Here is a 23,392-nt window from a genome sequence, read left to right on the forward strand (position 1 = left end):
TCCAAATTAAGTTGCTATGTGCGTATTGTAACTCCTTTTATTAGCCGCTGCAGAGCTTATTTGATCGGCCCTATACGATAAAACGACCTACCATTTAAGGGCAGGTTTTTTAAAAATTGTTAAGCTTTTCTGTACTGTATTTTTTTGTTGCAGCCGTTGCCATATTTTTTCATGAAAAAAATAGGCTACGGTATTGGCGGCGGGCTCAATGACCGCCACCAGGCCGCCCAGAACCAAATCGCCGGTAATAGCGTAAGTAACAGCAAAAGCAATAGTGAAGTGCATAATGGCAAAAGTGGTTGTCTTTAGCATAAGGTAAGCTCCTGTAAGGTATATCAGGATAATAGCGCGGCTATTTATTGTTTAAAGTGAAATAAAGCGTTATTGTTAATCGTAAATACTGATTACCAGGCGGTGGTACAGGATTATTACTGACGGACATGTTTTAACCACATAACAAAGGTAGCAAAATGGATTGTCGGCAATGGCTTGATATAAAGCAGTATGAATTTTTACTTAACTGGTTTATGCGCAGGCAGCAGGAGGTAGGGTTGGCTGAGTTGGATGAACCCTATGCTTATGACGGATATAGCCAGTATGATCAGTTGTGTCAGCAGTTAATTAAAGCGGCGCAGATCGCTTTTTTGGAACGTTTTCATGAGCCGGTGCCGCCTATTGTTTATACCAATTTATTTCATCTGGCTGAGTTGGAGCTTGCGGGCAAAAGGCCAAAGTTCAAAGCGCCGAAAACCCTGCAATAACATCAGGGTTTTGTTGGTAGTACAGAAGTCGCAGCACTTTACTCTGCTGAGCTATCCAGCCTTTTTAAAGCGTCAGTCAACATCGGGATATCCAGTTTTTCGTTTAATGGCAGTAGCGTGCCAGCGGACCAAACACCGTAGCTACCATCCTGGCGTAATACCACCATTTTATCTTTCCGGATACTGACAATATCCTGCTTGCTGATACTTAATTTTGGTAAGGTGGGGGCGCGCAACAGGTTATCACCTAACCAGCTTTTTTCAGTGTCACATCCGGCCCAGCTAAGTGCAGTAGGGAGTAAATCAAGATGCTGAGAACCTAACTGTTCATCTAATTGTGGCCAGCGGATCATGGCAGTAACCGGTGCTAATACAAACGTTGGCTGTTCACTGGTAAGCGGCAATAACACGATGTATTTATATTGCTTATATTGTTCCCAGTTAGCTGAGGGTGTGTCATCAAAGCTAATATTAACGAGTGCGTCAGTCGTTTTCGATTCAGAATTTATCCATGGCAATTGCTTGCTTATAAAAGAGGATTTACTCTCAATATGTAAGGTGCCTGCCGGTAGCTGCTGAATAAATGCTGGAGAGTCATGTAATTGCTGCTGACTTTGATCAGTTAGTAAAAACTGGCCATACAGTAAATGCAACAATGCTTCAGTGCTGTTGTTCGGCGCAAAGTGTTGCTGATGCCTGCGTAAACCCTGCTGGCGCATAAATTCAGTGGTCTGACTTGAAATTTCGTTTGCAATGATTATCTGAATCGGTTCAACCTGGGTTGCTGCACACCGTAATTGGCGCAGACTGAGCTCCGGGCTGGAGATGCTGAGCTTATCTGCCTGGCGCTGTGCTCGCTTAGCCAGATCGACCAGTTGATACCTTGCCAGGAAGCTTTTTGCCGTTGCCGGGTAGGAAAACGGCAATACATTATCAAGCTTAGTCACGTCCCATTTTAAACGGGCGTCAGCATAAATATGGATCAGGTGGCTTAACATAAAGCTACCAATAAAGAGTACCAATAATGGCCGGCTGATGCGGCTTTGTTTCAGCCGGGCAATTTTTTTCCAGCAGTAATTACTGATGGTAAGCTCAACAGCGATCAGTATTGCCGCAACACAACTGACAATAAGAATAAAATTACGCAGGTTTGTAACGATCTGCTGTTGCAGCAGTTCTATCGTCTGATGGTAGGAGGTACTGCCAATATGGTAGCCGAGGTTAGCATACACATAGGCATCGAAAATTAATATCACCATGCCAATGGTAGCCAGCAGGGCCGCCAAACCCCGGACATGTTTTTGATACGGAAAAATCAGTGATAAAGGAAACACTGTAATGATAAAAAACATAAAGCATAAAAAAGCGGTATGACCCAGCCAATAACAGACCAGATATATCCAGCCGAGAAGGGTCGCAGGCGAGGGTTCAGATAACCAATAGACGCTGGTGACTACCAGGGCCAGTAAAACATTAAAAAAGCTGAACCAGTGTCCCCAACTTAGCAGCCGATTGACTTTTTTAACCAGCGATAAGTTTTGTTCAATAACCATTCTGGATTAGTTACTTTTGCTGTTAATAGCGTCGGCTAACGCCTGGCTAAAATGGCTGGCGACAGCGGCGCGTTGTGGTGCGGGAACACTGCTGTTTATGACATGACTAACGGCATTACCCAAACACATCAGACTAAGTTCAGTTGTTGCATTGTTGGCGTGAAAGGTATCCAGAAGCTGATTTACCAGATTTTCAATTTGTGCAGTGGAATACTTTGATACAATGGGCATGCGTCACTCAGATTAAGATGATATTAAGACTAGAGAATAGTATCAGATTTCAGTTAAAACAGGAAAAATTATGTCCGTCGATGTACTGCATTTAGCTATTAATTATATTGACCTGTCAGCCAGTGGTGAACACAGCGCTCATTATCGCGAGCAATTGATCGGTTCGGACCGGTCGGTATCCACTTTACTAGAACAGTTGCACCTAGCTTACAATAGCAAACCCGCTAAAGGCTATGCCAGTTTTACCGACGAAAAAGATCCCGCGGTGCCAAAGGCGCTAGCCAGCTGGCAAAGCGGTGATACTGATTATCTCGGTTTTGCTAAAGCGATGACCGATTCACTAATAAGTCAGCTGAGCACGCACCAGCTACCCGAAACCGGATATTTATTGTTGGGTCATTACCGATATCTGGCTAGCGAATTTTTATTAGTCTGTTTACTGGGCAGTAAAGATCACTTTGCGCTTACCGAACAGCTGGATTTGTCGACTTCACGCCATCTTGATATCGCCAGAATGCAATTGGCAGCGCGTTTAGATCTCACTGAATACAATGTTAATGCCCAGGCAGGCAATTACATCAGTTTTATTCGCGGACGTGCTGGCAGAAAAGTGGCTGATTTTTTTCTTGATTTTCTCGGCTGTGTTGAAGGTTCCGACGCGCGTCAGAACAGCCAGAAAGTGCTATCTTCCGTTGAAGAATATTTTGCTGCCGCTGAATTTGAACAAGGTGAAAAAACCTCCGCGCGACGTCAGGTGTTTGATTATTGTGAAGAGCGGGCTAAGGCTGGTCAGGATGTGGTGTTAGCTGAGCTTTCAGCAGTGGTTGATCCGGAGCAGGAAAATGGTTTTTTGCACTATTGTGCTGAACAGCAGCTTGAAGTAGCCGATCAATTTCCGGTTGAAGTCAAAGAGCTGAAGAAAATGGTCAAGTTCAATGGTGCTGGTGGCGGTTTATCGCTGAGTTTTGATGAGAAACTGATCGGTGATCGGGTGCAGTACGATGTTGGTACTGACACCCTGATAATTAAAGGTACCCCACCTAACTTAAGAGATCAGTTGCAACGTTTTATTCAGGGTTATTCTGCTTTTCAGCGCCAGACTGACGATGAGTAGCATTGTTTGCAGCTCTATCTGGTCGGGGTTGGGTTTCTTTGGCATCTTTAAGGCTTGGCATTTTCATGTTGGCAGAATGTTTAACCAGCATAATGTTGCCGACGATCATGCCAAAGCCAAACAGCAGTGCCCAAAATAGTGGCCAGTTCATCAGGTTTCCTCGCAAATATTGATAACGTAAGTCTGATACAGTTGCGGTAAATTAGCCAGCACACTATGTTGCTCTGCAATCGGATACTGTTGCAGGCAGGACGTTAATGTAGCAACGTTAAATGCCTGCAAATATGGCGTAGCAATGGGGGCGTAGCTCAAATGCCATGGTTCAGCGGCCACGCCGCCGCGGTATTGGCGGTAGGGTCGGAAAAAACCGAACTTAACCGCTTCAGTACTTAGCCATTGGTTTAATTTGGCAAAGGGGCCTTGGGCCTGATATTCATCTGGCAGTAAGCTTGGCTGATAATCCTGTGCAACGGCGCCGGCATCATAGATATCCAGCTCTGTCCCCCAATGATGCCTGCTGGCACCGGGCAGGGCAGAATACAATAAAATAGCCTGAAGTTTAGCCAGCCCTGTTAAGCTTGTGATCCTGACTTGCTGTTGTTGCAAATCATATATCGGGCGCAAGCCATCACACTTTGCCTGCCAGATGGCGGCCTGACGCTCGAAACTTCGAAATGCAGAGACAATTTTAATATCGATGCCGTTCGTTGCAGCCGCCTGACACAGGTTGCGCCAGGCACGTTGCATCTGGTTGTGGATAAGTGCGCCATCTTCCAGCGCTATCAGGTGGCTTTGGGTACAACCAGTTAATATAGCCGTGCTGGGTTGTGGCGTAATCATACTGAGAGTTTTTGCTGAAGCTGTTGTAATAAGGCCTGATAAATATCCGCGAGCACGGTCAGGTCATGGATAGAAACACATTCATTTACTTTATGAATTGTGGCGTTGCAGGGCCCGAGCTCTACAACCTGAGCACCCGTTGGCGCAATAAATCGGCCATCCGAAGTACCACCTGTGGTTTCCAACCGAGGACTGAAACCCTGCAGCTGCTCAACGGCATTAACTACGGCTTCCACTAAACTGCCGCTATCGGTGAGAAAGGGTAAACCATTCAGCGTCCAGTCTAACTGATAATTGAGCCCATATTTGTCCAGCATTGCGTATACCCGTTGTTGTAATTGCTCTGCTGTCACTTCGGTACTGTAACGGAAATTAAACATCACTTTCAGCTCGCCGGGTACAACATTGGAGGCACCGGTACCCGCATTAATGTTGGCAATCTGAAAACTGGTAGCTGGAAAATAGCGATTACCCATATCCCATTGTTCATTAGCCAATTCTGCCAGCGCCGGTGCGGCTTTATGCACCGGATTATCAGCCAGATGCGGGTAGGCTACATGACCCTGAATACCGTGCACTGTCAGATGGCCGGTTAGTGAGCCACGACGGCCATTTTTAATTACATCCGCTAATTTCTGACCACTGGAGGGTTCGCCCACCAGGCACCAGTCTATTTTTTCATTTCTGGCTTCCAGGGTTTCAATTACCCGAACGGTTCCGTTAATAAAGGGACCTTCTTCGTCACTGGTAATCAGGTACGCAATGTTGAACGCAGGGTTGGGGTATTCCGCTAAAAAGCGCTCGGTGGCAACAACCATTGCCGCCAGGCTTCCTTTCATATCTGCTGCACCCCTGCCGAACAAATTATCACCAATAATTGAGGGAGTGAAGGGTGGGGTATGCCACTGTGCTAAGGGCCCACTAGGCACAACATCAGTATGGCCGGCAAAACAAAAAAGTGGTTTATCACTACCATGCCGGGCCCACATATTTAATGTGTCTGCAAATTCCAGCATTTCTATGTCAAAACCGATTGCTGCTAACCGCTTTGCCATTAATGGCTGGCATCCCGCATCTGACGGGGTAACCGATTCTCTTGCCATTAAATCCATTGCCAATGAAAGCACCGGGTTTTGTTGTGGATCAAGCCAGCTCATTTTAGTTTTCCAGAAGTTGTTGATAGGTTTCGGTATTGAAGCCAAGAATATAGGTGTCATTCACTTGCAAAAGTGGTCTCTTAATCATGGCGGGTTGTTGTAGCATCAGGTTCAGAGCCAGGGGTTCTGTAAGGTTACTGCGGGTGTCTGACGGTAACGCCCGATACGTGGTACCGCGGGTGTTTAATAGGTTTTGCCACCCAAGGTGCAGACTAAAGTCAGCCAGTTGCTTTGCTGTCAAACCGTCCTGCCGGTAGTCGATAAACTGATAGTCCAGTTGATGCTGCTCGAGCCATTTCCGGGCTTTTTTAATGGTGTCGCAGTTTTTGATACCGTACATTTTAATCATAAAAATTCGTCCATTCTTCGCGTTGGGTTGCTTAATAAAAGCAACACTTAGCGTTTCGCTTGTTCACAACCGGTTCTAATCTTACGCAATACTATCGTAATAATAATTTATTTTCCGTAGTTAGTTACGCTTAATATCGAATTATAAAAGGCTCTGACCTGTCTGGTTTCTCTTAACATGTCAGAAAGATGACTTGATGATGAATATTTGTCGAAACGTCGTTTTTTTTTGGTAAAAATACTGACAGCACATGATTTTTAAGCGTCTCAGCTGCAAAACTTGTCCACAGCTTCTGTGGGTAAGATTGTTGGTAACACCAAGGAATCACTTTAAGCTTATGGAAATTATGAATATATTATTTGGCCTGAAAGTTGCAAAAGTCTTTAACGCTCAATTTGAACGCTATTTAAGTTAAAAACAAAAGTTGCTGTGTTATGAGGATCAGTTTAAGTGCTTGAGCTTGCCGCCGGACGATGCACTGATACATTTTGTCCTGCGCAACGTAAAGCAGATATGCTAAAGTAATAGCTAGCCGTTGTAATCGGTAGAGGCTTTGATGATGAAATTAGTTGCGATATTACAGGAAGGGCGTTACTACAGTCAGGTGTGGCCGGTGAAGCCGGAGCTTAATGCATTATTTCCGGAAAATAAGATTATTCAGCTAACCAATCTTGGCTTGCGGTTTTTGCCTGGACTTGCCGTACTGACCGCGTTTTTCCAGCTAACGTTTCTTGGCAGCGATTTTACCGGACAGATTTTAGCGATGATGTTATTTATTTTATCCTTGCCGCTACAGGGCTGGTATTGGCTTGGGGTTCGAGCCTCAACGCAGTTGCCTCCACCGCTGGTAAGCTGGTGCCGGCAAATTCGTCAGCAAATGCAAGAGCAGGGCGTCAAACCGCTGCTCGTTAGTGAACCGCGTAATTATTTAGATTTAGCCAATACATTGGCGACAGCATATAAACAACTGGATAAAACATTTATGCGGCCCTGGCTATAGGGCGCATAAACATTAAACGCAGTTACTTTTCCAGTTTGAACACCGACCATACCGGTGCATGATCTGACGGTCTTTCAATGCCCCGTAACTCATAATCAATACCAGATTCAATACAACACTCAGTGAGTGGTGCTGTGGCCATCACCACGTCGATACGCAGTCCTCTGTTATCGTTAAAGCCTTTTGAACGATAATCAAACCAGCTGAACTGACTATTGTCATCAGGATACAAATGTCGATAGGTATCAATAAGGCCCCAATCTTTAAGCCGTTGTAACCATTCTCGTTCCTCTGGCAGAAAAGACGTTTTACCTTCACGTAGCCACCGCTTGGCATTAGCTTCGCCAATACCAATATCAGAATCAACAGGTGAAATGTTAATATCACCGATGACTGAAAGGTAGTCATCAGGGCGATGGTGTTGTTCAATATAATGTTGCAAGTCAGCATAGAATTTTTCTTTCGCAGGGAATTTGGTCGGATGACTGCGATTTTCGCCCTGGGGAAAGTAACCATTCAGGACGGTCAGGGTTTTACCATTGGCCAGCAAATACTGACCAATCAGCATTCTGCGCTGAGCATCTTCTGCATCGCCGGGAAACCCATATTGCATATCCGTGGCTGCTTGTTTACTTAAAATAGCTACGCCATAATGTCCCTTCTGACCGAAATGGTACACGTGGTACCCCATAGCCATGACCTGTGTCATCGGAAATTCATCATCATGGACTTTGATTTCCTGCAAGCCAATAATATCGGGTTGGTGTTTATCAATCAGAGCCTGCAGTTGATGCAGTCTTGCGCGGATGCCATTAATATTAAAAGAGATTATTTTCATGTTGCTCTATATGCCTCAACCTGGAACAAGCTTGCATCATAGCATGCGAAGCGGTCAGACGGTAAGTGTCACCATACCTGGAGAACATTAACATTGCGGGTTGATTATAAAATTGTCTACAGCCGTCGTCGAACACTGGCTATCGTTATTCGCCATGGCCTGGTTACCGTTCGGGCACCGCTGGGTTGCAAAATCAAGCATATTGAGCACCTGATACAGACTAAACAGCCCTGGATACAGCGCCACTTATCACATCAGCAGTCTCAACCTGCAGCATTAAGCTGGCAACAACGGGGGACATTGCTGTTCAAGGGAACATTATTGAACGTGGTGTGCAGCAGAGCAGCGAAAAGTAACATTTCTGTTGTCGGACATAACCTATTAATTGAGGTTAGCGATCGGGTTGCCAGCGTCAACCTGTCAGCATGGCAAAATCAACTGTTCAGTCAGTGGTTAAAAACGCAGGCCAATATGGTGTTTCAGCCACGTTTGTCATCGTGGGCTCAAACCATGGACATTTCTTTTCGTGAACTTAAGCTCGGGCAGTGGCAACGGCGCTGGGGTTATTGTGATAGCAATGGTGTAATCGGTCTCAATTGGCGGCTTATTATGGCACCAGAGTGGGTTTCTGACTATGTAATGGTCCATGAGTTAGCTCATCGCGAGGTCATGGACCACTCAGCAGCGTTTTGGCAGATCATTGACCGTTACGTACCGGAATACCCACAGGCACAAGCCTGGCTGAGCTATTATCAGCAACAGTTGGTAAAATAACGCCGTTCTCATGCTGTGACGGGAAGAAAAAAAAGCGCCGGTATAATACCGGCGATAAACTAAGGACAACTCAATTTCAGGGAGAGAAGTAAACACAACATTACAACTATTAACTGAGACCGGCCAATTTTAAAAAGATTCCAAAAATAATATTTTTTTTCTCTTTTTGCATTTTCACGTGTATTTGGTTTACTCTTCCTGGCAAATTTAGGCTGGTGACCCTAAGGTCGTTGTTCTGGCCAGAATACAGATAATGGAAGTAAACATGACCAATCGACTACGATTATTGCAACTGAGTAAATTGCTTGATGTTACCCGATTAAATGATGCTGATGATACTCAGCAGATGGCGCAATGGTTAGAGCAGCTACCACAGTTGCCGGTAGCTGTTGCTGCATATTGTGTTTACCCCTCGTATTTAACTCAGGTTAGCCTTGTTAGCTCTGAGTCTGAACAGCCGAGTAATTTAGCCACAGTTGTAAACTTTCCCGATGGCAATGCGTCGCTCGAAGTCGTTTGTCAGCAAATTGATGAAGCGCTGTCAGCCGGGGCCTCTGAAATTGATTGTGTTATTCCTTATCAAGCGCTGATGCGCGGCGAACACCAGTATGTTAGTACATTTTTGGATGGCGTACGCCATGCATGCGGTGCGCATTGCTTGAAAGTGATTATTGAGTCTGGTGAGCTTATTACTGCCCAGCAGGTTGCCAAAGCAACTGAGTTGGCCATAGAGGCTGGTGCTGATTTTGTTAAATCGTCAACCGGTAAAGTGGCCGTTGGAATAACAGAGGAAGCGGCCCGGATTATGCTGACTATAATTGCTGCTGCAAACCGTCCTGTAGGTTTTAAAGCCTCGGGTGGGGTACGCACTGTGGGCCAGGCATTGCAATTGATAGACCTCTATGAACAAATAACCGGAATTACTGCTACCAGCGCAACGATGCGGATTGGTGCCAGCACACTGGTATCTGAATTAGCGGAACAGCTTGCCGCGTGCTAATGAACTGAAGGCTATCTTTCTTGACATTTTAACGTCTTTTTTCCTGTTTTAACTGCGAAAATTGACTAAGTAGTTCCTCATAGCGTTTACGGTGATGTTCAGGTAATGGCATATTATCAACAATTCTGAACGCTTTTTTACAGCGCTCCAACATACTATTACCTGGCGCTTTGCTATGGGTTTTAAGCAATTGCAGACTGGTTTGAATAACGTTCAGGGCGCAGCCTGTATTCATCGGTGCCAATTCCAATGCTTGCTCGAATAGGGCAAGTGCCGCAAGATGCTGGCCCTCTTTGTATTGCCGGATGCCGTCTTTGTTTAATTGAGCAAAATATTGCTGCTGAGATTGTTTCTGCAGCTCTTGCTCTGACAATACACGCTCGAGCACCGGATCTTCTCGTTGCTCAGCGCTAATAAGAGTTGCCAGCTGGTCCGCCTGTTCAAACTCTCCTATCTGATTAAGTAGTAGTACGGTATCAGGTAAAACCTGTTGCTGTGTGCCAGCAACTTCTGCTACCGAAGCGTAAGTTTTTTTTGCCTGAAACTGCTGACCATTTACTGAGTCTAGTCTGGCTTGACATAGAATTTCAAAAAGATCAAAGTCAGTTTCTCTGATCAAGCTGTCATCACGACGCGCCCGTTGCAAAGCAATTGCTACTTCCTGTGAATAACGATTGCGTTGCTGTGGATCGTTGCTCATAGTTGCTGCGGCGATGATACTTCGAATGTAGTTATATAAATGACTAATATCCTGACGAATAGAGCGACGGGTTATTTCATACAGCTGTTTACTGGCTAGCACCTTAGCAGTGGTATCGTCTAACGCGTGAGCGATATCCATGTATAAATACTGGCGCTGCATAGAGTAGGGGGCAATGTCAGCCGCAGCCTGGATGCTAACGAATGCCTGCTCAGGATCATCTTCAGCCAGATAACTACGTGCTTTTATATCATAAGCTTCCGCAAATAAGCGGTTTTCTTCCAGTGCTTCATCGCACAATGTCTGGCATTCAGCAAAGCGTTGTTGCTCAAAACACAACCTGGCCATCAGTAGTAGCGCCCAGCCATTTCTTCTCAATTCAAGGCAGCTCTGCAATACCTGCTCTGCTTCAGTAAATCGTTTTAATAATATAAATCTTTCAGTAAGTACGCGTTTACAGAACTGCTGATAGCGACCTGCTTCAGCGATTTCGAGTTGACAAAGCGTAATAACCTGTTCGGAATCGTTGTCATATAAAGCTTGAAATAATTTGGCCAGCTGCTCTTTTTTATGTTGGATCCGAATTATTCTGCTTCGCAAGACACTTTGAGAAAACGGTTTTACCAGATAATCATCAGGTTCGAGTTCAACCGCACTAACAACCACCGGTACTGAATTTTCTCCGGTGATTAACATAAATATACTATGGGGTTTTAGCAGCTTCTTTTCCCGCAGATCTTCGAGTAATTGTTTACCGTTTTTACCGATACCCAAGTGGTAATCAACGAACAGTATATCGAAATCAACATTACTGCATTTAGCTAGCGCCTGCTCACCGGTTGGTGCAAACGCAACATTTGTTGCACCCATTGAGTAAAGCACCCCTTTAAACATTAACTGGAATGCTCGTTGGTCATCAACAATCAGTACTCGTTGATTTTCCAAAGTCTTAGTTTGCATTAGCGCCTTACACCATAGCCAGAATATGCTAAGTGTCGGAAATATAGCGTGGTTTAGCAAGTTAATTCAGTAAGTGCAAAGTAGTAAAACGTGAGAGGTAGGTAAAATCGCAAGAAATGGTGGAGGGGGAAGGATTCGAACCTTCGAAGGCAGTGCCGGCAGATTTACAGTCTGATCCCTTTGGCCACTCGGGAACCCCTCCACGAGTGCGCGCATCTTATCAAACTGTCTTTTGATGTAAAGCATTTTACTTAACTTTTTTAGTCAACTGCCGATAAACCAAACAACGCCTGTTAACTAAGCTGCTATGACAACTATTATTAATGAATGGCAATTGGATTGCCGGCTGAATAAAGCACTTAATCAGCACCACAGATCAGACTTTTCATTATGGTTGGCGTTTTTGTCACCTGCCATTGATGAAATGGCAGAATTTCAGACGCCAAAGTTTGAACCCCCCAAGCAAAAAGCTGATTTATATGCCAGATTATCTTTGATTAGAGCAAGGGATTTCGGTTGGCAAGCGCATGACTTGGTAAAATTAACCAGTCAGAGCGCGGCATTGAGTTCGGGAGGACTTCGTCAACTTAAATTACAACAATATTTAGCAGCAGGGCCACTGGTACTTGTGGATGATAAAAGCAAGCTTGCGCCGGAGCTGATGCAAAATTTAGATGCACACAGCAAACGCCGGCGTGAGGGCGGCAAAATGGAGCGACCCGAGGCCGACCCAACGGCATTATATGAAATTTTGCAGGAATTACAGCGAACCAATGCAGCATGATCTCAAGCTAAGGTATGCCTTGGGCCATGCTCACTATTGCCTGAAATCATATGCAACGTACAATGTTTAAACTTATTACCACTGCCACAGGGGCACTTATCGTTACGCCCTATGGTTTTCGGTAAAGTGGCAGCAATATCACCATCACTGTAGTACCACTGGTCGGTTAGTATGAATCGGGATTGCTCTGCCAGAGTTTCCAGCTTATTACCATTGATATAGCTGGCTACAAAACTAACTTGGCTCTTATGTGCTGCAATGTAATTATCGATGTCTGAACTACTGGTAATATTGGTAATGGTTAAACCAATAAAGTGCACTGCAGTGGCAAATTCTGCAATTTGTGTTTTTGGATTAGCTTTGCGCAGGTCCGGATAGTTGGTCGCATATAGATAATCAATAGCTTTATGGCAATACGCACTGTAGCGTGAGCGCATCAACTCAATACCACTTTCTGCTTTAACCTTTCCATCAAGCAGGGGCTGACAACAATTACTGAAACGCTTTCCAGAGCAACAATAGCAGTACACAAATACCTCTAACACGAACAATCACAACAAATCCGACATTATACCCTACGTTAAGGCTTTCCTGCAGGACAGTTAATGCGCCTGTGTTGTTCTGGGCGAAAACTGATATAACCATCGCTGCTGACTGGCGGCACATTGACTAAGTTGTTGCGTTAATTGTTCTGATATAGCGTCACTAAAATTTATCACTACCCTGCAACTGATGGCATGTAATAACTGGTGTAAGGTCGTCGCAAGGTTTTTAATCGCATTGGCATGGATAATCATTATCTTATCTGTCGGTAGCTGCAGGTATTTAGCCAGAGCTTTTGACGGAAGATGCGTTGGTGCAACCAACACAATCCAGCCTGTTTCGTGGCGATGACGCTGCAACAACTTAATTAACAGTTGTTCTGAGCTTGCAGGAGATTCTGCACTGAGCTGTTGATAAAAAGGAGTGGCAGAAGCAACTGCGGATGCTAGCCGCTGTAAGCGCCCGGTAGCACGTGTCACCGATAGCACGGAGGCGTCTGAGCTAAGATTAGTAGAGGATGGCATTGGCAACATGATGTTCTCCGGCTGTGTTTATATACAGTGTATGAATATACAGTAGTTGCTGTTTAATATAAAGGCAAGTATTTTTTATCGATGTTTTGCAAATATCAATCCCAGGCCGATTCAGCAGTAACCTCTATCGCAGCTGTTACTTATTTATTACTGGCTGGACCATTTGTTAGCTAATTTAGGCTAGAATGGCCGGCTTAAGTCAAAAAGTGAGTGCCTGATTGATGTTGTTAGACGATTTTGTCACCCGTTCTGCTAACGGTTTTAGTTTCAGCCGGCTACAGTCTTGCCGTTTTGCCAAGCAAATTGCCACCGACTTTAATCCCATTCATGACGTGGATGCCAAACGATTTTGTGTGCCGGGTGATCTGTTGTTTGCCTATTTACTGAGTCATTACGGCTTGGCTAAAGAACTGAGTTGTACATTTGCGGGCATGGTCAGCGCGGATGTGTTATTGCACTGCGAGCAACATGAAAATGAATTACGAATTTGTGATGAGCAGGGCAAAGTGTATCTTGCGTTGCAACAACAAGGTGAGATGAGTCACGATTTAGCAGTGATAGAGCCTCTGATCCGCGACTATGTGCGGTTTTCCGGTCAAAATTTTCCGCATATTTTGCAGCCTCTGATGCAGCAGCATAATGTGATGATCCATCCGGGCCGACCGTTGGTGATATATGAAAGTATGGCGTTGTCTTTTGACAGCTTGCCCACTGCCGCTGTTGAACTTAGCCTGGCGGCCTCGTCATTGCAGGTCGAAGGTAAGCGTGGCAACGTGTTGCTTGAATTTGTGCTGACAGAAAAAGGACGGCAAATTGGTAGTGGTAAGAAACGAATGATCCTCAGTAACTTACAACCCTATGAAGAAACCCAAATGCAGCTGATGATAGCGGAGTATAATCGGCGCAAGAACCTTGTTAAGGCATAGTGTTAAGCCGCTTTTAATGCCGCGCTAAAATCGGCTATAGTGGCAGCCTGTTGTCGTCAAAGGCTTTTTATGTCTCAGGCTAGTAGCTTACAAGCTGGTTTTTTGGTGGTTCACGCCAATGCACCCGAGCAATTACGTGCAGTGGTAGTGAATTGGTTGCAACGTTATCCGCTATCTCCGCTGGAGTCGGAACAGATCCTGGTACAAAGCAATGGCATTGCCCAGTGGCTTAAACTGGCTTTGGCCAGCGAACCCGATGCCTCAGAGCCTGGTTGTGGGATCGCTGCGGCAATCAACGTGCAATTGCCAGCCAGGTTTATCTGGCAACTTTATCGCAAGGTGCTTGGCGCTGATCAAATCAGCGAGCATTCAGCTTACAGCCGCGAACTACTGCGCTGGCATTTACTTAGTTTGCTGCCACAATTGCCTGATAATCCATGTTTTGCGCCATTAAAGCATTTTTATGCCGATGACCCCACTTTAGTTAAAACTTACCAGCTGGCAGAGCAGTTAGCCGCACTATATGATCAGTATCAGGTGTATCGGGCCGACTGGCTAAACCTGTGGCAACAGCAGCAGGATATATTGGTAAATGCCCGTGGACAGCAGAGTGCGCTGCAACCGGAACAACTTTGGCAAAGTGAATTGTGGCGTTTATTGCATGCCAGAATTAGCGAGCAGCAGCTTGGTGATAGCCGGGCAGAAATACATCAGCGTTTTATCGATAAATTGGCCAGGTTATCGTATGCGCAAGCCATTAGATTATTACCCAGGCGTTTAATTATATTTGGTATTTCAGCAATGCCCCAGCAAAGTTTGCAGGTACTTGCTGCGATAGCACCATTTTGTCAGGTGTTGCTTGCAGTGCATAACCCTTGTCAACACTACTGGGCTGATATTGTCAGTGAGAAAGAGTTGTTGCGGGCAGAACAGCATCGTCAAAGCTACAAAGTAGGAATGCCACAAAACATTGATGAGGAACAACTCTATGTTCATGCCCAACCATTATTAGCGTCATGGGGGCGGCAGGGACGAGATTATATTAGATTGCTGGACGAATTTGATGAAACTGCCAGATTTAGAAACCTGTTTTTAAATCAGAAAATTGATTTGTTTCAGCCGCCAGACAGCCATCACCTACTGGGTATGCTGCAGCATGATATTTATGATTTAAGACCTGTACATGAAAGCCAGCAGCACTGGCCATCAATTAAACCAACAGATCAGTCTGTGCAGTTTCATATGGCGCACAGTGCGATGCGCGAAGTTGAAATTTTACATGATCAACTGTTAGCAGCATTTGAACAGGATCATAGTCTTAGCCCACGCGAGATTATGGTTATGGTGCCTGATATCGCCAGCTATGCACCGTTGATCCAGGCTGTATTTGCCTCGGTAAAACCAGATGATCCGCGCTATATACCTTTTGCCATTGCCGACTTACCTCCCGGTACTGAGCAACCCATGTTTAAAGCAGTTGAGCAATTGCTGGCATTACCACAAAGCCGGTTTCAACTGAGCGACATTCTGGACTTACTTGAGGTGCCTGCTGTACGCCAACGGTTTGCGATAGAGGAGACCGCAATCCCACTGATACACCAATGGTTGTATGCTGCGGGGGCGCGTTGGGGGCTAGACTCAGCGCAGCGACACAGTCTTGATTTGCCTGCCGACTTACATCAGTTTAGTTGGCAGTTTGCCATCGATCGGATGTTGCTGGGTTTTGCTACAGGCCCGGTACCTGCGACAGAACAGGCTGATGCCGGATGGTACGGTATAGAACCATTTACGGATATCAGTGGCTTAGATGCGGCGTCAATCGGCCCGTTGTATCAACTGCTGGCACAACTGAAGCATTATTGGCATTTACTCCAGCAAACGCATAATCCAGAGCGATGGCAAGAAATAATTAATGCAATGTTGCAAGACTTCTTACTGCCACAGCAGACCGATGAACAGGCGTTATTAGCGCAGCTCTATGATGCACTGGATGAATGGCATAGCCATTGTCAGCAAGCGGCACTGACGTCTTTGTTACCGGCGCCGATCGTGGCTGAAAGTTGGCTGGCATTAGTGGCACAGCCTGGGGTGCAGCAACGATTTTTATCCGGTGGAATAACCTTTGCTACCTTGTTGCCAATGCGGGCAATACCGTTTCGGCATATTTGCTTGCTGGGTATGAATGACGGCGCCTTTCCACGACAGCAACCCCGGCAGGACTTTGATTTAATGCGCACGGATATGCGTCCAGGTGACCGTTCAAGACGTGAGGATGACCGTTATTTGTTGCTGGAGGCGTTATTATCGGCGCGCGACAGGCTTTATATCAGCTGGATCGGCCACAGTATCCATGACAACAGCGAAAGAGCGCCATCAATGTTAATTGGTCAGCTACGTGATCATCTGGCGCAGTGCTGGCGACTGGAAAATAAACGGACAGATGCGGATTCATTGCTAACCATGTTAACCACAGCTCATCCGCTACAACCTTTTAGTGCCCGTTATTTTGATCAGGCTGCACCACGGTTGTTTAGTTATCAGCGTGAATGGCTTGCCAAATCGATACCATTAGTCTCTGCCGGAAAACTGAGCGACTGGCACCCAGCAGAGGCAATCAGCCTGCGTCAACTGAGTGACTTTGTTCGCGACCCGGTAAAAAGCTTTTTTACCCAGCGTTTGTCGATCTGGTTTGGACAGCCTGAAGCAATAGCAGAAAATGACGAAGCCTTCGCATTGGATGGGTTGAGTCGCTGGCAGCTGCAGCAACAACTGCTTCTCAGTGCACAGCACGCTCTGGCAGATGATCAGCCTTTGGAAAATGCGGTACGTAATTGTTTAGCGCAAATGCAGCGCCGTGGAGCGCTTGGTATGGGCGCAGCGGTAAGCCTGCATGCGGCACAATTGGCTCAGCCCGTGCTGGCGCTCGCCGGACGGCTGGAGCAATGGCAGCAGGCTTATCCTTTACCGCAGAAAAGTCGGGCAGTGCAGCTGCAACATCAGGGACTAAAGCTACAAGACTGGCTTAGCCAGTTAAGACAAAACAGTAGCGGGCAACAGTGTCAATTGCTGTTAAGTGGCAGCACTATTATAAAAGAACGTAAATATCAGTGGCGGCATCTGGTATTACCCTGGCTCAGCCATTTACTGGCCAATACCCTGCAACCGTGTCAGAGTATTGTGCTAAGTCAGGCTGGTGAATTGCATTTTACTGCCCTGGAAACCGTGGCGGCTACTGAGCGATTGAATCTGCTGCTGAGTTACTATCTGCAAGCTCATCAGACTCCCTGGCCGCTGGAGTTGGAAAGCGCCATGCTGTATCTGCAGCAGCAAGATAAGAATAAATACACTACTGAACAGATTTTTCAGCAGTGCGAAAAGCGCTATCAGGGCGATAGTTATAACCCGGGAATCGTCCAGCAAAACCTTTACCTGCAGCGACTGTTTACTGACTTTAATCAACTGACCGCCAGTGGTGACTTTTTTCAGCTGGCTGAACTATTGTACCGACCTTTGTATTGTGCGGTGTATCAGGCCGATAATGCACAGGAGGCAGAATGAGCCGAGCCAAAGCATTATCATTGCTGACATTACCACTTAGCGGCAACCGGCTAATAGAAGCCAGTGCAGGCACGGGGAAAACCTTTACGATTGCTGCCTTGTATTTGCGCCTGGTGTTAGGTCATGGCAAACAATACGCGTATGCCCGTGCACTTACACCTCCGGAAATTTTAGTGGTCACTTTTACCGAGGCGGCGACCCAGGAGCTGCGAGACCGGATACGGTTACGCCTAACTGAGGCGGCGCAGGCATTCCGGCAGGGCCAATGCGATGACGGTGTGCTGGCATCCCTGCTGGCAGAGTATCCCGCTGCAGATTTTGCTTACTGTGCCAGGCGCCTTGAGTTGGCCGCGCAATGGATGGATGAAGCTGCAATTTCGACCATTCATAGCTGGTGTAACCGAATGTTAGCTGAGCATGCCTTTGCCAGTGGCAGCTTGTTTAGTCAGCAATTAAGTACCGATCTTAGTGCTTTAAAACTGCAAGCCTCGCGCGACTACTGGCGAAGTTTTTATTATGATTTGGCAGAAGAGGCGCTAACGGCCTGTCTTTATTATTGGCAAACACCCGAACAGCTATGGCAAAGCGTTGCCGGCCTTACCAGTTATTATCTGGCAGAGCCGTCAACTGATAATTCTGGTTACGCGACACCAAAAGAGGCCATTGCCCAATGTTTGGCTGAACGTGACTTACAACTAAAGCAACTTAGCGGGCAATGGCAGCATTGGCTGCCGGAAATGACTGACATATTACAGCAGGCTATAGCCGAAAAAGTCGTCAATGGCCGGCAGCTGCAGCAACGTTATCTGGATAATTGGCTGCAAAAGCTGCAGAGCTGGTTGCAAAATCCCGACGCCAATCTCGATTTGGGCTCGGGTTGGCATCGATTATCGCCCGATGGCATAACTGAGTGCTGGAAACAAGGTTCGCCTCCGAATCATCCGGCTTTTGCTGGCATTGTGCAATTACAACACGCGTTGCAAAATCTGGCTGAACCACGCCAGGCTTTAATGCAACATGCTGCCAGTTGGCTGGCAAAACGTATTCAAACCGAGCTAAAGCAACAGGCGCTGATGGGCTTTGACGATATGCTGCTTCGGTTGCATCAGGCACTGCATGGCCAACAAGGGGCCGAATTAGCCAGGCTTATCCGCAGCCAGTATCCGGTAGCGCTAATTGATGAATTTCAGGACACCGATCCGATTCAGTATCAAATTTTCTCTGCGATATACCCAGAGCACGTCAGTCAGCAGAGAGCTGAAGCTGAACAATATGCCCTGCTACTGATTGGCGATCCTAAACAGGCAATTTATGCATTTCGTGGCGCAGATATTTATACCTACCTCAAAGCTAAACATGCCACAACTGGCCGGCATTATACGCTGGACACCAATTTCCGCTCAGACGCGGGGCTGGTTAGCGCGGTTAATTATATTTTTGAACAGGCTGAACAACGAGCCGGTGGTGCATTTTTATTTCGACAGCGCAGTGAGCACCACGAGCGTGATCAAGAAAAACGTGACCCATTGCCATTTCAGGCGGTTAAGGCGAAAGGTACAGAACATCGTCTGATGATAGCCCAGCAACCTGCGCCAGCACTAACAGCGTGGTTACCTGACAACGAAACAGAGAAAGTATTAAGTCGTCAGGCATATCTGGAGCAATATGCCAGTGCCTGTGCCAGCTTTATTGCTTTAATATTGCAACAGGCCCTCAGCGGTACAACTTACTTTATTGCAAACAATGGTGATACGGTTCCGCTTAAACCTTCTGATATTGCTATTTTGGTTAATAATCAGCATGAAGCTCAGGCTATCAGGCGTCAACTGGCGCAGCGACAGGTTCGCAGCGTGTATTTATCTGATCGGGAGTCAGTATACAGTTCAGGTATTGCCACGGATTTGCAGCTGATCCTAACGGCCTGTGCTGAGCCTGAACAAGACAGTTTACTGCGCTCAGCTATTGGCTGCCGTATCATCGGCCTCAGCCTGACTGAGCTGGACCAATTGCAGCAACACGAGCTACAGTGGGAGCAGTTATGTCTGCAGTTTAAAACGTATCAGCAACAATGGCGTCGTTTTGGTGTGTTGCCGATGCTTCGCAGTTTATTATTCGACTTTGCTATACCAGCCCGTTTGCGGTTAAGCGTCGATGGCGAGCGCGCCCTGACTGATTTGTTGCATCTGGCCGAGTTGTTACAACAGGCTGCCCAGCAACTGGACGGTGAGCAAGCGTTACTGCGTTTTTTGGCGGAGCACATTGCGCAGCAGACCAGTGGTGACAGTGAGCAACAAAAAGTCAGGTTGGAGAGTGACGCAGAACTGGTACAGGTTGTTACTATTCATAAATCAAAGGGTTTGGAATATCCCCTGGTATTTCTGCCATTTATCTGTGCCGCCCGGCCGGTTAACGCCCGGCAGTTGCCACTGAGTTATCGCGATGAAGCCGGTGCTCGCTGCTTTAGCTATCAGCCCGATCATCAGGCGCTGGCGGCGGCAGAGCGCGAGCGACTGGCCGAAGATGTGCGCAAATGTTATGTCGCATTAACCCGCGCAAAATACGCCTGTTGGTTGGGCTTGGCGCCGCTGGCTGAACAAAGTGCGATCAGTTATTTACTGGCGACAACCCCTGAAACGCCGGATAACTTTTTGGCTCAAGTCAGCGCGGCCTGGGCTGCTTGTCCGGCTATTGAGCGGACAAGTCTGCCAGCAGTCAGTATGCTGGGATATCAGCCAGAGCAACAACATAACCTGACGGCTGAGGCCAGGACTATCAGCCATCAATTTCGACAGTTATGGTGGGTTGCCAGTTATAGTGCACTAACCCGGCAGCTGGGGGATAACAGTGTTCTTGTTCAAGGCGCACCAGAGCGGGCCACTGACAAGTTGCTGCCAGAGCTATATAGCGAGCTACAAAGTGACTCATTGCTAGACGAAAATGAGGAGCTGGCTATTCAGTATCAATTTGCTGCGGGGCCTCAGGCCGGTACATTCTTACATGGCATTTTAGAGTGGATTGGTTTGCAAGGCTTTGCTCATATCAGCCAGTACCCTCAATTACTTGCTACAGAACTAACCAAGCGTTGTCAGCTGCGAGGCTGGCAAGCAGAATGTGCAGCCTTGCATCAGTGGCTAATACAACTGTTACACAGTCGTTTCAGTCTGACAGAGACTGAAACCGATACCACGTTGTGCCTGGCACAGCTTGACGTTTACCAGGTAGAACTGGAATTTTGGTTACCCTGTCAGCACATCGATATTCAAAAGCTGGATCAATTGCTGCAAACCCACATCTGGCCTGGCGAAGCTCGGCCTGCGTTATTGGCGGGGCAGCTCAATGGAATGTTAAAAGGGTTCATAGATTTGGTATTTTGCCAGCAACAACGATATGTGGTGTGTGATTACAAATCTAACCGGGCCGGGCTGTGTGCAAGTGCCTATAACGAGCTGGCGCTGCGACAGATCATGCTGCAAAAGCGCTATGATTTGCAGGCTGTGTTATATAGCCTGGCACTGCACCGGCTGCTGCGTAGCCGCCTTGCGGACTATGATTACGACAGAGACACCGGTGGCGCTATGCACTGGTTTATCCGTGGCGTAGCAACACCCGAACATGGCATGGTGTGGTTAAAGCCGTCATTACAGTTAATCGATGCTCTGGATCAGCTTTTTCGCGGAGAGATGATAAATGCAGGCTGATTTGATGCTGGAACACTGGCAAACTCAGGGCTGGCTAAGACCACTTGATTTGGCATTTGCCCGCTTTATTGCCAGATATGAACCAGCTCAACCTTTGGTGTGGTTAGCAGCAGCGCTTTGCAGCTATCAGATAAAACAAGGCCATGTTTGTCTTGATGTGGCAAAACTACATGCCAATCCTTTATCAGCGCTCGGTCTTACTGCAGAACTGACGCTCAGCCAGCAACAGGCATTACTGCAACAATTTGCCCTGATAAGTCTGGAGCAGTGGCACGGCGCATTGAACCAGTCTGCGTTAGTAGATAGCGGCGTTGGCACTAATCCATTGGTGATGGTAGCCAACCGCTTATATCTGCGACGTTACTGGCAATACGAACAAGATATCGCCTGCGAGATTAAACAGCGTTTAGCCCAAACGGACACAATAGCAGGGCGGTTGCCGGTAACGGTGCTGCGCCCGTTAATTGAGCAATTATTCCAAGGCGGCAACCCGTCACAAAATAATGTGCAACCAGACTGGCAACAGCTAGCTTGTGCTGTCGCTTGCCGCAGCGCTTTTACCGTGATTACCGGTGGCCCCGGTACCGGAAAAACCACCACAGTAGTTAGTTTACTGGCGTTATTGCAGTTGTTACAACTTCGTCAGAACGCACCGTTGTTGGAAATCCGGCTGGCGGCGCCTACCGGCAAAGCTGCTGCACGCTTAAAAGAAAGTATCAGTGGTGCAATCAGCCGATTAGCACTACTTGATATCACCGGCTATAACCAGATACAGCAGGCTATACCGACGAGCGTCAGTACTATCCACCGACTATTGGGCATAAAAGCCGGTAGCAAAAGCTTGCGGTATAACCGCTACCAGCCATTACCCCTTGATGTGTTGGTGCTTGATGAAGCCTCGATGGTTGATGTGGAAATGATGGCAGCGTTGCTGCTGGCGTTACCACAAGCTGCCCGCATTATTTTATTAGGTGACAAAGATCAACTATCCTCAGTTGAAGCAGGAGCGTTACTTGCTGAACTTTGCAAAAAAGCCAGCGCAGGTGACTACCTGCCTGCTTCGGCAGCCTGGTTAGCTCAGCAAACCGGCCAGCATATTCCGGATAAGCTGATAAATGCTGATGGCAGTTTATTGTCACAACATATTGTAATGTTGCGCCATAGTCACCGCTTTGGCCAACATAGTGGCATTGGCCAGCTTGCGACAATGGTTAATCAGGGACAGTTTGATCTAACTATCTGGCAGCGGCATCCGACAGAGTTGCTATTGGCGCAATGTGCCTGTAATACAGATAGTACTTTTCAGCAGTTAGTATTAAATGGCGGAAACCTGAGCGCGGCCTATGGCTATCAGCATTACTTATCATTATTACGTGGCACAGTCCCTGAACCGGAGCAACAAGATGGTTGGGCTAAAAAAATACTTGATGCCTTTAGTTGTTTTCAGGTGCTCTCTGCAACCCGAAAAGGCGAATGGGGTGTCGAGCAATTAAATGCACAGATCCAAAACATACTAGCGAAAGCCAGTCTTATTGAGCCGGAGCATCAGTGGTTTGCCGGCCGACCTGTGATGGTTACCCGCAACGATTATCAGTTAGGGCTGATGAACGGCGACATTGGGATTTGTCTGCCTAAACTGATACTGCAGCCAGATGGTAGTCTGACATCCAGTCTCAGGGTAGCATTTGCTGTTGCAGAAGGAATTAAATGGGTTATCCCAGCCCGCCTAAATGCGGTGGAAACTGTTTTTGTTATGACGGTACATAAATCACAAGGCTCTGAATTCAATCATACGGTATTGGCCATTGCCGACCATGATAGCGGTATGCTGAACCGTGAATTACTTTATACCGCAATTACCCGTGCTTCCGCACGTTTTACCTTAGTGTGTGCCGAACCAAACCAGTTAACAGCGGCAGTGCAGCGGCAAACCACGCGTGCCGGCGGTTTATCACTTGCATTAACAAGCTGATTATAAGTTGCTGCTGTCTGTTTTTTAGGCGAACGAATTAATATTTTAAAATAGAGCTTGCAGAGTATTTTAAACTCCCTATAATGCGCATCCACAGACGG

21 protein-coding genes and 1 tRNA gene are annotated in these 23,392 nt (G+C 46.8%); 10 read left to right on the forward strand and 12 right to left on the reverse strand.

Going from position 1 to position 23,392, the window contains the following annotated elements:
• Positions 1-87: 87 nt before the first annotated feature.
• Positions 88-312: a DUF2061 domain-containing protein gene (locus B2Q61_RS11385; protein ID WP_290616086.1), complete on the reverse strand. Its 225-nt coding sequence runs from the start codon at positions 310-312 to the stop codon at positions 88-90.
• Between the two features lie 158 nt (positions 313-470).
• Between B2Q61_RS11385 and B2Q61_RS11390 the strand changes: the two genes are divergently transcribed.
• Positions 471-761 (forward strand): hypothetical protein, encoded by a 291-nt coding sequence (locus tag B2Q61_RS11390; RefSeq protein WP_290616084.1) that lies wholly within the window; start codon positions 471-473, stop codon positions 759-761.
• Positions 762-799: 38 nt separating this feature from the next.
• Here the strand turns inward: B2Q61_RS11390 and B2Q61_RS11395 are convergent, their stop codons facing one another.
• Both B2Q61_RS11395 and B2Q61_RS11400 read right to left on the reverse strand, forming a co-directional pair.
• On the reverse strand, positions 800-2,314 hold the full coding sequence (locus B2Q61_RS11395) for a DUF3413 domain-containing protein (RefSeq protein ID WP_290616082.1): 1,515 nt from the start codon (positions 2,312-2,314) through the stop codon (positions 800-802).
• A 6-nt stretch (positions 2,315-2,320) separates the two neighbouring features.
• On the reverse strand, positions 2,321-2,545 hold the full coding sequence (locus B2Q61_RS11400) for a DUF1414 domain-containing protein (RefSeq protein ID WP_290616080.1): 225 nt from the start codon (positions 2,543-2,545) through the stop codon (positions 2,321-2,323).
• Positions 2,546-2,615: 70 nt separating this feature from the next.
• On the opposite strand from B2Q61_RS11400, the gene yejK reads away from it, so the two are divergent.
• Positions 2,616-3,659 carry a nucleoid-associated protein YejK gene (gene yejK, locus B2Q61_RS11405; RefSeq protein WP_290616078.1) on the forward strand — a complete coding sequence of 348 codons (1,044 nt, stop codon included), beginning with the start codon at positions 2,616-2,618 and terminating at the stop codon, positions 3,657-3,659.
• Here yejK and B2Q61_RS11410 read toward each other — a convergent pair.
• From B2Q61_RS11410 to B2Q61_RS11425, 4 genes are read right to left on the reverse strand one after another with little or no spacing between them, the layout of a single operon-like run.
• Positions 3,613-3,810 (reverse strand): DUF2897 family protein, encoded by a 198-nt coding sequence (locus B2Q61_RS11410; protein ID WP_290616076.1) that lies wholly within the window; start codon positions 3,808-3,810, stop codon positions 3,613-3,615. The two genes, yejK and B2Q61_RS11410, sit on opposite strands and share 47 nt — an antisense overlap.
• Positions 3,810-4,499 carry a M15 family metallopeptidase gene (locus B2Q61_RS11415; RefSeq protein WP_290616074.1) on the reverse strand — a complete coding sequence of 230 codons (690 nt, stop codon included), beginning with the start codon at positions 4,497-4,499 and terminating at the stop codon, positions 3,810-3,812. Before B2Q61_RS11415 ends, B2Q61_RS11410 begins: the two co-directional genes overlap by 1 nt.
• On the reverse strand, positions 4,496-5,656 hold the full coding sequence (gene dapE, locus B2Q61_RS11420) for a succinyl-diaminopimelate desuccinylase (RefSeq protein ID WP_290616072.1): 1,161 nt from the start codon (positions 5,654-5,656) through the stop codon (positions 4,496-4,498). The genes B2Q61_RS11415 and dapE overlap by 4 nt, the downstream gene beginning before the upstream one ends.
• 1 nt (position 5,657) lies before the next feature.
• Positions 5,658-6,005 carry an ArsC family reductase gene (locus tag B2Q61_RS11425; protein ID WP_290616070.1) on the reverse strand — a complete coding sequence of 116 codons (348 nt, stop codon included), beginning with the start codon at positions 6,003-6,005 and terminating at the stop codon, positions 5,658-5,660.
• Between the two features lie 556 nt (positions 6,006-6,561).
• Between B2Q61_RS11425 and yfbV the strand changes: the two genes are divergently transcribed.
• Positions 6,562-7,005, forward strand: a complete 444-nt coding sequence (gene yfbV / locus B2Q61_RS11430; RefSeq protein ID WP_290616068.1) for a terminus macrodomain insulation protein YfbV — start codon at positions 6,562-6,564, stop codon at positions 7,003-7,005.
• Positions 7,006-7,027: 22 nt separating this feature from the next.
• Here yfbV and xthA read toward each other — a convergent pair whose 3' ends face one another.
• The gene (gene xthA, locus B2Q61_RS11435) at positions 7,028-7,843 is read right to left on the reverse strand and encodes an exodeoxyribonuclease III (RefSeq protein ID WP_290616066.1); all 816 of its coding nucleotides are present in this window, start codon (positions 7,841-7,843) and stop codon (positions 7,028-7,030) included.
• Between the two features lie 93 nt (positions 7,844-7,936).
• On the opposite strand from xthA, the gene B2Q61_RS11440 reads away from it, so the two are divergent.
• Together B2Q61_RS11440 and deoC are read left to right on the forward strand one after the other, a co-directional pair.
• Entirely contained in the window at positions 7,937-8,617 is a 681-nt protein-coding gene (locus B2Q61_RS11440; RefSeq protein WP_290616064.1) for a M48 family metallopeptidase, read from the forward strand.
• Positions 8,618-8,882: 265 nt separating this feature from the next.
• Positions 8,883-9,617: a deoxyribose-phosphate aldolase gene (deoC, locus tag B2Q61_RS11445; RefSeq protein WP_290616062.1), complete on the forward strand. Its 735-nt coding sequence runs from the start codon at positions 8,883-8,885 to the stop codon at positions 9,615-9,617.
• Positions 9,618-9,645: 28 nt separating this feature from the next.
• Here deoC and B2Q61_RS11450 read toward each other — a convergent pair whose 3' ends face one another.
• Entirely contained in the window at positions 9,646-11,277 is a 1,632-nt protein-coding gene (locus B2Q61_RS11450) for a response regulator (RefSeq protein ID WP_290616060.1), read from the reverse strand.
• A gap of 117 nt (positions 11,278-11,394) precedes the next feature.
• A tRNA-Tyr gene (locus B2Q61_RS11455) sits at positions 11,395-11,479 on the reverse strand.
• 105 nt (positions 11,480-11,584) lie between these two features.
• Between B2Q61_RS11455 and B2Q61_RS11460 the strand changes: the two genes are divergently transcribed.
• The gene (locus B2Q61_RS11460) at positions 11,585-12,061 is read left to right on the forward strand and encodes a VC2046/SO_2500 family protein (protein WP_290616058.1); all 477 of its coding nucleotides are present in this window, start codon (positions 11,585-11,587) and stop codon (positions 12,059-12,061) included.
• 2 nt (positions 12,062-12,063) lie between these two features.
• Here the strand turns inward: B2Q61_RS11460 and B2Q61_RS11465 are convergent, their stop codons facing one another.
• Entirely contained in the window at positions 12,064-12,498 is a 435-nt protein-coding gene (locus B2Q61_RS11465) for a YchJ family metal-binding protein (protein WP_290616056.1), read from the reverse strand.
• Positions 12,499-12,663: 165 nt separating this feature from the next.
• Positions 12,664-13,137 (reverse strand): hypothetical protein, encoded by a 474-nt coding sequence (locus B2Q61_RS11470; protein ID WP_290616054.1) that lies wholly within the window; start codon positions 13,135-13,137, stop codon positions 12,664-12,666.
• A 221-nt stretch (positions 13,138-13,358) separates the two neighbouring features.
• On the opposite strand from B2Q61_RS11470, the gene B2Q61_RS11475 reads away from it, so the two are divergent.
• From B2Q61_RS11475 to recD, 4 genes are all read left to right on the forward strand, one after another.
• Positions 13,359-14,063: a DUF3581 family protein gene (locus tag B2Q61_RS11475; RefSeq protein ID WP_290616052.1), complete on the forward strand. Its 705-nt coding sequence runs from the start codon at positions 13,359-13,361 to the stop codon at positions 14,061-14,063.
• 69 nt (positions 14,064-14,132) lie between these two features.
• Positions 14,133-17,621 carry an exodeoxyribonuclease V subunit gamma gene (recC, locus tag B2Q61_RS11480; RefSeq protein ID WP_290616050.1) on the forward strand — a complete coding sequence of 1,163 codons (3,489 nt, stop codon included), beginning with the start codon at positions 14,133-14,135 and terminating at the stop codon, positions 17,619-17,621.
• On the forward strand, positions 17,618-21,319 hold the full coding sequence (gene recB, locus B2Q61_RS11485) for an exodeoxyribonuclease V subunit beta (RefSeq protein WP_290616048.1): 3,702 nt from the start codon (positions 17,618-17,620) through the stop codon (positions 21,317-21,319). The genes recC and recB overlap by 4 nt, the downstream gene beginning before the upstream one ends.
• Entirely contained in the window at positions 21,309-23,291 is a 1,983-nt protein-coding gene (recD, locus tag B2Q61_RS11490; protein ID WP_290616046.1) for an exodeoxyribonuclease V subunit alpha, read from the forward strand. Before recB ends, recD begins: the two co-directional genes overlap by 11 nt.
• Positions 23,292-23,392: the final 101 nt, after the last annotated feature.

Origin of the sequence: Arsukibacterium sp. UBA5043 (genome assembly GCA_002415085.1) — a bacterium.
Taxonomy (GTDB): Bacteria; Pseudomonadota; Gammaproteobacteria; order Enterobacterales; family Alteromonadaceae; genus Alishewanella.